This is a genomic window from Oleiphilus sp. HI0067 (genome assembly GCF_001635735.1).
Window position 1 is genome coordinate 1 of record NZ_LWFI01000944.1, and the last position, 12,832, is coordinate 12,832.

The following is a 12,832-nucleotide window of genomic DNA, read 5'->3' on the forward strand; positions in this document are numbered from 1 at the left end:
GCAAAGCGGACAATTTTTTGACTATTTTATGCACATTCATGATTTTCGTGTTTAGCTTTTGATCTTTTAACGTTAAAAGCTATGTTTAAAAAATAATCGTACGTAAGTTGTTGTTTTTAAACAATTAAAATAATTGGTTAAAAAATGATCAATTTGATATGGTTCGCATTATTACAGGGGGTTTGGTGACGATTCCGCTGTTTTTGCACAGAGTTATCCACAGCAAATGTGGGTAATGTTTCAATTTTGTAAACGAGCGAGTTGTCAAGCGTGAATTAGTCAAAAATTTAATCTTGGACGTGGATATTTCTCGCCATTTTTTTATCAGGCGCTATACTTTCGGGCGATTATTTCTGGAGCGCCTATGTCCTATACATTACTTACCAAAGCTTTATTCTGTTTACCTCCTGAAACTGCCCATGATCTGTCACTAGACTGGATGAGTGCCCTAAATCGCTTGGGCGTTTTTAAACCTTTTATGCCTAGTGTTGCAGATGATCCGGTCGAAGTAATGGGAATTCGATTCCCAAATCGAGTCGGTTTAGCTGCAGGTCTAGATAAAAATGGTGAGCATATAGATGCGCTTGGCGCAATGGGTTTTGGATTTGTTGAAGTTGGAACGGTTACCCCCCGCGCTCAAGATGGAAACCCTAAACCGCGAATGTTCCGTTTGGTCGATGAGCAGGCGATTATTAACCGTATGGGGTTCAATAATAAAGGAGTAGAGAACTTACTTAACGCAGTTTCGAAACGACACTATAAAGGTCCAATCGGGATCAACATTGGTAAGAACTTTGACACAAGTGTTGAAGATGCCAATCAAGATTACTTGATTGGTTTGAGAAAGGCTTATACCGCAGCGGATTATATTGCCGTCAATGTTTCTTCTCCGAACACGCCAGGATTGAGAACTTTGCAGTTTGGTGACTCACTGAAAGAACTGTTGTCATCTTTGAAAGAAGAACAGCTTGTTCTGTCTAACGCCTCAAATCGCTATGTTCCCATAGCGGTTAAGGTGGCGCCGGATATGACAGACGAAGAAATTAAGTTAGTAGCTGCTAGTCTCCGTGAAAATGAAATGGATGCTGTGATTGCAGGGAACACTACCGTCGATCGCTCTTCTGTTCCTAATAGTCAATTTGTAAATGAAGCAGGTGGTCTTAGTGGTGCGCCATTAAGGATACGTTCAACAGAAGTAGTACAAGCTTTTTATGCGGAGTTAGGCGACGATCTGCCGATTATTGGGGTGGGTGGAATATCTGAAGGCGAGTATGCTCTGGAAAAAATAAAAGCGGGTGCGAAGCTTGTGCAGATCTACAGTGGTTTGATATATAAAGGTCCTAAATTGGTTAAGGATTCCGTGGAAGCAATTCGTTTTGGGAAGTAAAAGAAAGCCCGCTGTAGCGGGCTATTATAAGGGCACTAAGTCCCTTGCTTGTTAAAAGCTCGGAATTTTTAAACGTTAGGGAGTCTGTGGATGCCTGAGACGCCAGTTAATCCGTCCCAGTTGTCTTCGCGGCCGTTTCGCCATCCATTAAGCCAGTCTTGTTGCGCGTCTTCGGAATACCCAGAACATAGAGATTTTGATTTTCCAGAAATGCCAGCTTGATAACCTCTATTATATGCACGTTGCATTGGGTTTCTTTTCTGTCTTTTCATTGAGTGGACCTCTTTTTGAATCTGCTGAATAAGCGTATCGAGACGTTAACATTAAGTCTCAAATACACTTACAAGGTGTTTTGTAATTCGCTTTATCGCTGCTTAAATTGTCGCAGCTTAGATTGTGTCAGAACTCCTTAATACTTCTTCAGTTACATGAAGAAAAGTTTGAGCGTTGCGCTTTTAAGCGCGCTTAGCAAGAACGGCTTTTTAATGCTTTAAATACAGTACCAAAGCATCTGTTCAAAAGTATAGAAATGTTTTTAGCTATTAAAGTAACTAAATATTATTAGTTGGTATAAGTCAGTTTTTACCTTTGTATGAGCTTGCCTTGAAAGTTTTCAAAATGTTGCGGGTTTACCCTTAAACGTTTGTTTGTGTTGGGATTGTATTATGAATGTCTTTGTTTCTTGCCCTAGGGGTATGCAGTATCTTCTGGAAAAGGAGCTAAACACCTTAGGTTTGATGTCGTGCAAGCCGGTTTCTGCAGGTGTCGAGCTAAGCGCGGAGCTAGATCAGGTCTACACAATATTGCTTTGGTCTCGCATAGCGAACAGGGTGTTTGTTGAGCTGGCAAGCGGAAAAATCGATAAAGCAGAAGATGTATATAGTCACGCTGCGCGTATTCCGTGGCAATCTCATTTTGGGGTCGACAATACATTTTCTGTTAACTTCTCAGGCACTAATAAGCACATAACAAATTCCGCCTTTGGCGCTCTTAAGGTCAAGGACGCTATTGTTGATTACTTTCGTGATGTTGTTGGAGAGCGGCCAAATGTCGATAAAGATAATCCTCAAATTAGGGTGGCTGCTAAGTTAAGTAAAGGTGTGCTCAGCATCAGCTTGGATTTGTCGGGGGAAAGTCTCCACAAGCGTGGATATCGAATAGACAAGGGCGCTGCGCCATTACGCGAGAATGTTGCGGCCGCATTACTGATGCAAGCAGGTTGGGGAGATGTCTGCTCAGATAATGCTTCGTTTTTGGATCCTATGTGCGGTTCGGGAACATTCTGTATCGAGGCTGCTTTGATGGCGATGGATTGTGCCCCTGGATTATCTCGTGAAGAGTGGGGCTTTGATTATTGGGTCAAGCATGATTCACGTAAATGGGGGGCGTTGGTCGCGTCAGCCAATGAGCGCGCAACAACTGGTAGAGAAGCGTTTAATAATAAAATTATTGGATATGATGCAGATGCTCGTGTGATTTCGGTTGCATGGGAAAACATTAAAAGGGCTGGCTTGCATGAGTTTATTCATGTTGAGAAGAAGTCTGTTTCAGATTTAGAGTTGCCTCCCAATGTTGAGAAAGGTTTGTTGCTGACAAACCCTCCTTATGGGGAAAGGCTCGGAGAAGTCGAAACTCTAATGGCTTTATATCGCGATCTTGGTGATAAATTCGACGAATATTTTCATGGCTGGAGAGCAGGTGTTTTTACAAGCAACGAGAAATTAGAAAAAGCCTTGGGTTGGCGTTATTTTAAGCGCTACAAGTTTGTTAATGGAGCCTTAGATGTTGCTCTACTATTGTTTGACCTTAATGCGGACAACCGTTTTAAGACGCCTTGGCTGAGTTCACAAGAATATCTTCAGAACCCTTCTTTGTGGCGTGTAGCAAATCAAGAGCGTGCTGCAATGCTCGCCAATCGCTTAAAGAAAAATCAAAAACAGTTTTCTAAGTGGGCTGCAAAAAACGATATTTCCTGTTACCGCCTCTATGATGCAGACATGCCAGAATTTGCCTTTGCAATCGACCGTTATGAAAGTGAGCAAGGTGAAGTCTATCTATACATTCAAGAATACGCGCCTCCAAAATCTGTCAATGAACGAGTATCCTTAGAGCGTCTGAGTGAGGGGCTTAAAACCATTGCGGATACCTGCGAAGTATCAGTAAATCAAATATTTGTTAAGCAGCGAAGCGTGAAAAAAGGCGTGTCGCAGTACGAGAAGGAGCATGTCGAAGGAGAGGGTTTTGTAGTTTGTGAGAATGGTGCGCGTATCAAAGTGAATATCGGGCGCTATTTGGACACCGGTTTGTTCCTTGATCATCGCGCAATACGCCGATGGATAAAGTCAGAATCAAAGGGCAAGAAGGTTCTAAATTTATTTTCTTATACAAGTGTAGTGAGTTTGCATGCTGCGCTCGGTGGTGCATGTAGTGTACTCAGCGTAGATATGTCCCAGACGTATTTAAGGTGGGCTGAGAAAAACTTTGCGCTTAATAAATTGAAAGGGGGAAATTACAAGTTTGAACGCGCCAACTGCATGGAATGGTTGGAGAATGCCGTTTCAGAAAATGAGAGTGGAAACGAAAATCAATACGATCTGATCTTTATTGACCCGCCAAGCTTTTCAAATTCTAAGCGAATGGAAGGTGTCTTCGATGTTCAGGCGGACCATAAGTTTTTGATTGAATCTGCAATGAGTCTGTTGAGCGAAGACGGAAAATTAGTGTTCTCGACTAATCTTCGTAAGTTTAAGCTTGATGTTTCGATTGAGAATGGTTTTGAGGTTGTAGATTTTACTAGAAAGTCATTAGATAAAGATTTCGAGCGTAACCAGAAAATCCACAAGTGTTGGCTGATTACGCACGAGTCGAGCCGTACGTGAGGTTATGAGCTTAGAATTCGTATTTCAGCAACGAATTGAACTGATAGACTTTGATTCCTGACGTATTGTCATTGAGTAGTCGACCGTACTCGAATGACCAATAAATGTCTTTATAGATGCCAAAATCAATTCCTACGAGCCATGAAGAGCTGAAATTGTCACCAAACAGTTCTTCCTCCATCTGCGTGGTACTTGGCAGATAGGTGTCAGTGCTTCCGAATGGAGGGACTTCTCCTAATTGAAACCGTTCTGTCTCGTAACGTGTGATATCCGCGTTATAAAAAGTCAGGCCGTATTTAGCATATGCTGTCGCGTAGTCAGTAACCGCATATGCTCCGCCAATGTACCAGTTAAACCATTCGTTTATATTCACTTCTAAGGCGCCGGCACTTAAAGTGTCGGAGATGACGCCTTGGCCGTATCGTAATTCAGTAAAGAAGTTGTCAGTGATGTGGGTTCCATAGGTAAGAGATGCACCGTATGTTTGTGCTGTAAGTGGGAACTCAAATATAGAGCTAGCAGAATCATCACTGCCTGGAACCGGTTCAAGTACCAATAAAATAGACTTGAATTGATTAAAATGTGTACCGATAGCAAGGTAGTCGCGGCCTTCGCGATCTAAAACTGGGTCGGTTGGTGCTGCTGGACCTCTTGCAAAGGTAGTAACAGATGTAAAAAGCGCAGTTAGCAGCGCAATAATACGTAAAGTATTGGTAGTTGGCATGGATGCTACTTTCTTTATTAGTTTAACTGCTTGATATTACAGTAATGGCAACCGTGGCCTATTTGCATGGGTCACAAATGCGTTATTTATATTGCAGTTCGTGATAGCTAAACAGCATCGCTTTGACACGATCTTCCGACAGTTCAATATTTAAGCTGTGTTGCTCAATGATCCATTGCCTCATTTGTTCAACCTGACCTGAGGCTCCCGTGTCCAGCGTAGACTGCCATTCCGACAATTCCATTGACGGATCGCTATTTATGGCTTCGTATAGCTCAGTGTAAGCTGCGTTATCGGTGTAGTAATCGGCGCAAAAAATACTTCCTTCTTCACTGTCGTGCGCCAGCTCTTTTAGCGTTTCTGCTGGGGTCGCTCCCTGATCTATTAACAAATCTATGTCGATGCTTGGATTATCCAAAATATACTCTTCCCAATCTTCATCGGGAGTAATAAGGGTCGTTTTAATTTGTCCGTCAGGTAGTGACCAAGAAGCTGAGATCGGGATTTGTCGCTCATATGTATCTATGGTATCGAAGGCAATAAAAATGGGGTAATTATTCAAATTTTCTGAACTCCGTGCATAAGCTGCTAAGGTCATGATTATAAAGTTTAAATTTATAAAAATCCGTCTAAACTGATTAAAAAAGAAACTGAAATTTCCCATTATGACCGTGTCTCGACAAGTACAACTTGCAAAATATTATCGTAACCTCAGATTTTTAATCATTGATGATTTTGAAAACTTTAGGCTTTCAATTAAACAAATGGTTAGAGCCTTTGGCGTTGAACAAATTGATGTTGCTATAAACGGCGAGGATGCGATCTCTCGATGCGAGAAAGAAGAATTTGACATCATAATTTGTGATTACAATTTAGGTGATGGCAAGAATGGTCAGCAGGTTCTGGAAGAGCTGAGATATAACAAGCTGCTTAAACATACTGGCATTTTTGTGATGGTGACGGCAGAGACTTCAAAAGACATGGTCATGGGCGCTTTGGAATATCTTCCGGATGGGTATATTACAAAGCCGCTTACCAAGTCTGTTCTTCAGGAGAGAATGGATCGTCTTATTGAGCAGAGCGAAGTGCTCAAGCCGATCAATGCAGCGATTGATGAGGGCGACTCTAAGAAAGCCATTGCTTTATTGGGACAAGAGATAAAGCGTGAAACTCGTTATATTTTGTGGTGTCTTCGAACGCTCGCAAACTTGTATTATCACGAAGGTGAGATGGAAAAGGCGCGCAAGATCTACAATGACGTTTTGACGAAGCGTGACATCGGCTGGGCGCGGCTTGGATTGGGGCGAGTTAAAGCAGCTGTCGGCGAGGTAGAAGGAGCGGTCGATGACTTTACGCAAGTTTTAGATGTCAATCCGAATGTCATCGAAGCATATGATGAATTAGCGGATGCGTATTTGTCCATGAATCAACCGCGCGATGCACAGCGTACTTTAGAAGACGCCGTGGGAATATCGCCGCACGCGTACAATCGTCAACAAAAACTAGCCGAAGTTTGCACTGATAATCGTGATATTGAAGGGGCCGCAGGTGCTTATAAAGCCTCAATGAAACTTGGCTTTCACTCAGTTCATGATAAGCCAGAGAACTACTTGAATCTTGGTCGTTGCTTGTCTGATATGGCAGACGGCGACACAAGTGAGCTCGGTAAGAAACGCGCAAAGGAAGCTGTTCAGGTGATGGGGCGAGTCGCTAAGAAATTTAAGGATGATCCGACCGTTCGAATGAATGCTGCGTTGATAGAGGCACGGACTTATCAAGGTCAAGGGGATCACCGAAAGTCTGATGAGATTTTTGCAAAAGCAAAAAAACTAATCTCTGACCAAGAGCTTGATTCAGCGACTCAGCTAGAGTACGCAAGAACACTCTACAGCATGGGTGAGACTGAAGAGGCAGAAGGGTTGTTGTCTAGTTTAGCCGCTGCGGAGCAAGACAATGCTTCTATGATCAAGTCTATTAACGAGTTGATAGATGAGCCTGTTGGTCTTCAAGCTAAAGTGCGAGCAAGAAAACTCAATAAAACGGGGATTAAATCTTTTGAATCAGGTGATTTGGAAGCTGCGATTGAATCATTCAATGATGCTTTGGAATGCACGCCTAAGCATCCTGCGCTAAATCTTAATATTGTCCAAGTAACACTCAAGATGATCGAAACTCAAGGAGCGCTTGGTCAGTTGGTTAGTCGCTGTACGCAGTGCCTCGAAAACGTCGCCCATATCCCTGAACAGCATTCACAATACAAGCGTTATCAATTCCTGCAAAAGAAAGTCGCCGCGCTTTAAAGTGTTGGTAAATGATTTCGCTTCTTGAACTAGAGCGCTAGACGTTATCTTTATTGATCGTTGTCATGAACAGGTAGGCCTACAATAGCTGGCTTAGGGTTCGCTATGTGCATAACTTCCAGAAATTTTGTTGGTGGCTCCCCGAGCTGGGCTTGAGCTAGGTAAAGCCGCGAGGGTTTACCACGGATTTGTTGTATACATTTCTTTCGGGCATTAAAAAGGCGTCTTACGTTCGTAAAACACCTTTTAGAAATTGTGTTGGCTCGCCGAGCTGGGCTTGAGCTAGGTAAAGCCGACAGGGTTTACCACGGATTCGCTGTATACAACTCTTTCGGGTATAAAAAAAGGCGTTTCACTTTCGTAAAACACCTTTTAGAGATCTTGTTGGCTCCCCGAGCTGGCCTTGAGCTAGGTAAAGCCGACAGGGTTTACCACGGATTCGTTGTATACATATTTTTCGGGTATAAAAAAAGGCGTTTCACTTTCGTAAAACACCTTTTAGAAATCTTGTTGGCTCCCCGAGCTGGGCTTGAACCAGCGACCCACGGATTAACAGTCCGTTGCTCTACCAACTGAGCTATCGGGGAACTAAACAACGGCGCGAATAATACTGGCGGATTCTGAGGTCGTCAACAAAAAATATCCACTTTCTAGAAATATTTGTACGAGTTATCATAAATAATCTTAAATTGTATATAAATCAATCAGATGTGAATCTTTTATGCCTCTTTTAGAAGATGATTATAGGCCTACTTCCCTCTATTTAAATGCTCACGTTCATACGATCGCTTGTTCTTTTAGAAGGGTGCAAAACATCCGGTTTAAAAGAGTCGAATCATCCATTAGTACGCCAGATGGTGATAAGTTTTGGTTTGATAGATATTCGCAAGGTAGCAATCGAGTGCTGATTGTAAGTCATGGACTCGAGGGTCATAGTCGCAGACCATACGTGTTGGGCATGGTGTCTCGTGCGATTGATGAAGGGTGGGACGTAGTTGCCTGGAACTATCGAGGTTGTGGCGGCAGGGCCAATAACAAACTGCAAAGTTACCATAGCGGATCGATAGATGATTTATCACTGCTCATCGATCACGTTGATAGTATGGGCTATCAGAATATTGCGCTATGCGGGTTCAGCATTGGTGGGAACAAAACGCTTTTGTATTTAGGACGGGATCGCAATCAAGTAAACAACAAGATTTCCGCGGCTGTTACTTTTTCTGTTCCCTGTGATCTGGTCTCGAGCTCAGAGGTATTGGCAAAACCGATCAATCGAATCTATATGAAAAACTTTCTGGCCTCTCTGTACGAGAAGTTGAAACTAAAGGCTGAGATGTTTCCGGGTCAGGTCTCGCTTGATGGATTCAAAAAAATCAAGACATTTGCTGATTTCGATGGACGATATACAGCGCCGATGAATGGTTTTACTAGCGCACTAGATTACTGGGTACAAAGCAGTTGTCTTCCCCATATCCCCAATATAAATATTCCAACGCTTCTAGTCAGTTCTTTGGATGATCCATTTCTTAGTGAGAGGTGCTTTCCTTTTGAAGAGGCTAAGCAAAATAGTAGCTTCTTCTTTCGACCTTTAAAAAAAGGTGGCCACGTTGGTTTTGGCGCAAAGGGATCTACTTATTACTCTGAGACAGAGGGTTTAAGATTCTTAAGAGAATACATTTAATCTGCGTGCAGCTCATCTAAAGCTCTCGTGATAGCAGGCAATACATTATTCAAAATAATTGGTTGTCCATCAGCATTTGGATGAAGCCGGTCTGATTGCATTAGCTCAGATTTCAATGCGACACCGTCAAGCATAAATGGAACAAACTCTAACTCATTTTGCTCGGCTATATTTAAGAAGTTTTGATAAAACCCTTCGGTATAACGCTTTCCATAATTCGGTGGGATATGTATGCCCAGAAGAACCACTTTTGCGTTTGCTTGCTTTGATAGGTCAACTAGGGCTTGCAAGTTGTTTTTAATGCCAGGCAATGGAAACCCTCTTAAACCATCATTTGCTCCAAGCTCTATTACAACGACGTCTGGCTGAACGCGCTCTAGATGTCCTGGTAGGCTTTGAAGTCCCCCTACAGTCGTTTCACCGCTGATGCTGGCGTTTGTGATGATTGCTTTGTCGTCGATTTCTTTTTGCGCCAGTGCTACCCAACCTTGTTCGTAAGGTATTCCATACGCTGCACTGAGGCTGTCTCCGAGTATGAGTATACGGCTTTTTAATGTGGTCGAAGCTATCGTTGACTGCGTATAAAGCGTTAAGCTTATTAGTAACAAAAACAGTCGCTTGAATTTCGTTTGAGTCATTAGTGCATCTTATTTTTGAGGTTTGTAAACAGTGTTGACTAACACAGTAAACGCGTCTTCGTTATTGGTAGATTCAGTCAGTAAACGAGTAGAACTAGAAACAGGTTCACTGCAGGTTCTTAGTGATATATCTTTCAGTGTACCTGCAGGGGGCAGTTGTGCGCTAGTTGGTCGTTCTGGTTCTGGTAAAACAACGCTTTTAGGCATTCTCGCAGGTTTAGATAACGCGAGTAGTGGTAGCGTGAAAATTGATGAAATAAATATTTCATCTCTATCTGAAGACGAATGCGCAAAACTAAGAAAAGAGCGCGTTGGTTTCGTTTTTCAATCTTTCCATCTACTAGATCATCTTACGGCGCTTCAAAATGTAACCCTGCCTCTTAACTTAGCGGGCGAACAAAACGCAGAGTCAAAAGCACAATCATTTCTTGAGCGGGTTGGTTTAGCGGAACGAGCCAATCACCTTCCTAAGCAATTGTCTGGTGGTGAGCAGCAGCGCGTAGCGATTGCACGCGCTTTCGCTTGTGAACCTTCGATTTTATTTGCCGATGAACCAACTGGCAATCTTGATTCCAATACAGGCCATTCTGTTGCCAATCTGCTTTTTGAGCTCAATGAGGAGCAAGGAGTGACGCTTATTTTAGTTACTCACGATGACGAGCTGGCAAACCGATGCACTCAAAAACTCACGATCGATCAGGGCGCATTAGTAACGCATAACGAGGAGGTCTGAGGTGTCTTTTCGTCTGATTCAATATGCGCTTAATAGTTTTGTTGAACAGAGGAAGCTTCCTGCCCTTAGGTTGATGTTCCTTGCGAGTTTGTTGTCGGTGTTCGCGATCGTAAGCATTTTGTCATTAACGAGCTTCTTGAAAGAAGCGCTTAATAGTTCTTCAAGTGAATTGCTGGCGGCGGATAGGCAAGTCGTCTCGCCCCGAGAGTTAGATCCTGTGGTTCTTGAATACGCGAATCAGATAGGTTTACGACATGGCTTAGCAGTAGAGTTTCGGTCGATGGTTTTTAGCGATTCGGCTAGCCAGCTTGTATCCGTCAAGGCTGTTGACAATGCATACCCATTGCTAGGTTCACTTCAGTTATCTGGTCAGCCTCAAGGTAGCAAAGTCGCCTCAGGTAATATAGCAATGCAGTCGCGCCTTAATAATCTGCTTAACGTAAAACTGGGCGATAGCATCGGTGTGGGGGATGCTGATCTACTAGTTGGGCCTGCTCTGATTCAAGAGCCTGATATCGGTTTTAACCTGGGGGATATACAGCCTAGGCTATTAATGCGTCTCGATGATTTGGCGGCGACACAGGTTGTTCAGCCCGGTAGTAGGGTAAAGTATCGCTACTATTTTGCGGGTGATATCGAGCAGTTGCGAGTTTTCGATGATTGGATTGTTGAGCAGCTCGATAATAGTCAGCGTTACGAAGGTGTTGCTGATTCGCGCCCTGCGATTGCCGAGGCGCTTCAAAAAGCAGAGGCGTTTTTATTGCTGTCTTCGTGTTTGGCTGCATTGTTGTCTTCGTTGGCCATATCACTTGCTGCGAGGCAGTATTCTTCTCAGCAAATTCGAAGTGTGGCGATTCTTAAAACACTTGGTCTTACCGGGCGTGAGGTCGTATTAGTGTACGTCCTAAAACTTGGATTTATTGGACTTGTTGTTGTTTGTCTTGGACTTGTTTTAGGCCAGCTAGTTAGTGGTAGTTTATCGTCTGTCATTGCGCCGCTATTGCCTGACGTTGAACTACGTGTTGAATTTGATTTGTCGATGTCTGCCGTATTGGTAGCGGTTTTAGTCACCGTATTGACACTCTTTGGGAGCGCTATTCCGCAAGTATTTGCACTGTCTGGCGTAAAACCGATGGCTGTTTTGCGTCCTGAAGAAGGATTTCTTAGGCCGGTTAGTCGTTTCTACTACGTCTTATTGATTGCTGTCCTTTTGTTTACGTTAGCGATATACACCCAGTCCATACTTTTATTGGTATTGTTTGTATTGGGGTCGTGTTTATTGATGGTCGTTGTTGGAGTCATCGTTTTCATTTTGGCACGCTCACTAGAGTACGTTTCTTCAAGATATTTGAAGAAGAGTGAGTCGGGAGCTTCGCTTGCTGTGCAGGCGCTGGTATCTCAGCGCGGTAATACTTTTGCCCAATGTTTAGTGTATGCATTTGCCTTTTGTTTGTTTGCTTCGATTTTTATTGTTCGTGAATCACTCATTGCACAATGGCAGCAGCAAATACCAGAGAACGCTCCAAATCATTTCTTGATCAACATTACTGAGCCTCAAGTTAAGGGTGTGAAAGAGCTTTTGGCGAGCAATGGCATCAATGTTTCGCATATGTATCCAATGGTGCGAGGGCGAATGTCTCATATCAATGGCGAAGATGTGAAAGTTGCCGTCACAAAAGACGTTGCTGCGCTTAATCGTGAGTTGAATCTAAGCTGGGTTGAAGACATGCCTGAAGGCAATGAAATAGTTGATGGGGCATGGGTCAGTGATAGTGAGGGATTATCAGTTTCCGTCGAGCAAGAATTGACTGACAACATTGGTGTATCACTCGGCGATAGTTTGACCTTTAATGTCGCAGGTTTAGAAGTGGTCGCAACCGTTTCTAGTATTCGCAAAGTTGATTGGGAAAGTATGAAGCCGAATTTTTACGTCCTGTTTAAAGACGGGGCGTTGAATGACTTTCCAAACACTTATATTGCTAGCTTTTATTTGCCTGAAGACCAAAAAACCGTGATTAACGAGCTGTCTCGCTCTTACCCAACGGTAAGTGTTTTGGAGCTTGATCTGTTGATCGGAAAGATCCAGTCAATCGTGAATCAAGTTTCTACAGTGCTGAGTTTTGTTTTGTATCTAATTTTGGCAGCTTCGGTACTTGTGATTGCGGCAATTACACTTTCTAAGATTTCAGAGAGGGAGCATCAATCATTAATTTATAGAGTGCTTGGGGTGCGCAGTACAGTCCTTCAGAAAGCGTATTTTCTTGAGTTCTTCATTCTAGGTTTTGTTGCAAGCCTGGCAGGATTTCTCTGTGCCGAAGCGGCCTTAAATGCGGTTTCGATTGCTTTATTCGGTGCGAATCCAGTATTAAACTTGTCGGCTCTCATATTGGGTGTCGGCTTTAGCTCAGTACTGCTAGGGTTTCTTGGTTTTATAGTACTAAGGCGATTGACCCGTAATTCCCTGATGCAATCTTTGAGATAGCCAATTTT

The 12,832-nt window shown here is 43.1% G+C and carries 10 protein-coding genes and 1 tRNA gene; 6 read left to right on the plus strand and 5 right to left on the minus strand.

What is annotated here, in order from left to right; translation table 11 throughout:
* The first annotated feature begins 364 nt into the window (after nucleotides 1–364).
* Entirely contained in the window at nucleotides 365–1,387 is a 1,023-nt protein-coding gene (locus A3739_RS11695; RefSeq protein ID WP_068475846.1) for a quinone-dependent dihydroorotate dehydrogenase, read from the plus strand.
* Nucleotides 1,388–1,455: 68 nt separating this feature from the next.
* Here A3739_RS11695 and rmf read toward each other — a convergent pair whose 3' ends face one another.
* The gene (rmf, locus tag A3739_RS11700) at nucleotides 1,456–1,659 is read right to left on the minus strand and encodes a ribosome modulation factor (RefSeq protein WP_068501493.1); all 204 of its coding nucleotides are present in this window, start codon (nucleotides 1,657–1,659) and stop codon (nucleotides 1,456–1,458) included.
* Between the two features lie 393 nt (nucleotides 1,660–2,052).
* On the opposite strand from rmf, the gene rlmKL reads away from it, so the two are divergent.
* Nucleotides 2,053–4,266 (plus strand): bifunctional 23S rRNA (guanine(2069)-N(7))-methyltransferase RlmK/23S rRNA (guanine(2445)-N(2))-methyltransferase RlmL, encoded by a 2,214-nt coding sequence (rlmKL, locus tag A3739_RS11705; protein ID WP_068475843.1) that lies wholly within the window; start codon nucleotides 2,053–2,055, stop codon nucleotides 4,264–4,266.
* Between the two features lie 10 nt (nucleotides 4,267–4,276).
* Here the strand turns inward: rlmKL and A3739_RS11710 are convergent, their stop codons facing one another.
* Together A3739_RS11710 and A3739_RS11715 are read right to left on the minus strand one after the other, a co-directional pair.
* The gene (locus tag A3739_RS11710; RefSeq protein WP_068475841.1) at nucleotides 4,277–4,990 is read right to left on the minus strand and encodes an outer membrane beta-barrel protein; all 714 of its coding nucleotides are present in this window, start codon (nucleotides 4,988–4,990) and stop codon (nucleotides 4,277–4,279) included.
* A gap of 82 nt (nucleotides 4,991–5,072) precedes the next feature.
* Complete coding sequence (locus A3739_RS11715) at nucleotides 5,073–5,552, minus strand: hypothetical protein (protein WP_068477869.1); 480 nt, start codon at nucleotides 5,550–5,552, stop codon at nucleotides 5,073–5,075.
* Between the two features lie 103 nt (nucleotides 5,553–5,655).
* On the opposite strand from A3739_RS11715, the gene A3739_RS11720 reads away from it, so the two are divergent.
* Nucleotides 5,656–7,290, plus strand: a complete 1,635-nt coding sequence (locus A3739_RS11720) for a tetratricopeptide repeat-containing response regulator (protein ID WP_068475838.1) — start codon at nucleotides 5,656–5,658, stop codon at nucleotides 7,288–7,290.
* Between the two features lie 511 nt (nucleotides 7,291–7,801).
* Here A3739_RS11720 and A3739_RS11725 read toward each other — a convergent pair.
* Nucleotides 7,802–7,877, minus strand: a tRNA-Asn gene (locus A3739_RS11725).
* A gap of 314 nt (nucleotides 7,878–8,191) precedes the next feature.
* On the opposite strand from A3739_RS11725, the gene A3739_RS11730 reads away from it, so the two are divergent.
* Entirely contained in the window at nucleotides 8,192–8,971 is a 780-nt protein-coding gene (locus tag A3739_RS11730; protein WP_197469358.1) for a YheT family hydrolase, read from the plus strand.
* Here the strand turns inward: A3739_RS11730 and A3739_RS11735 are convergent.
* The gene (locus A3739_RS11735; RefSeq protein ID WP_068475834.1) at nucleotides 8,968–9,609 is read right to left on the minus strand and encodes an arylesterase; all 642 of its coding nucleotides are present in this window, start codon (nucleotides 9,607–9,609) and stop codon (nucleotides 8,968–8,970) included. The genes A3739_RS11730 and A3739_RS11735 overlap by 4 nt on opposite strands.
* Before the next feature lie 34 nt (nucleotides 9,610–9,643).
* Between A3739_RS11735 and A3739_RS11740 the strand changes: the two genes are divergently transcribed.
* Both A3739_RS11740 and A3739_RS11745 read left to right on the plus strand, forming a co-directional pair.
* Nucleotides 9,644–10,342, plus strand: coding sequence for an ABC transporter ATP-binding protein (locus tag A3739_RS11740; protein ID WP_068475854.1), 699 nt, complete (start codon nucleotides 9,644–9,646; stop codon nucleotides 10,340–10,342).
* A 1-nt stretch (nucleotide 10,343) separates the two neighbouring features.
* Nucleotides 10,344–12,824 carry an ABC transporter permease gene (locus A3739_RS11745; RefSeq protein ID WP_068501499.1) on the plus strand — a complete coding sequence of 827 codons (2,481 nt, stop codon included), beginning with the start codon at nucleotides 10,344–10,346 and terminating at the stop codon, nucleotides 12,822–12,824.
* Nucleotides 12,825–12,832: the final 8 nt, after the last annotated feature.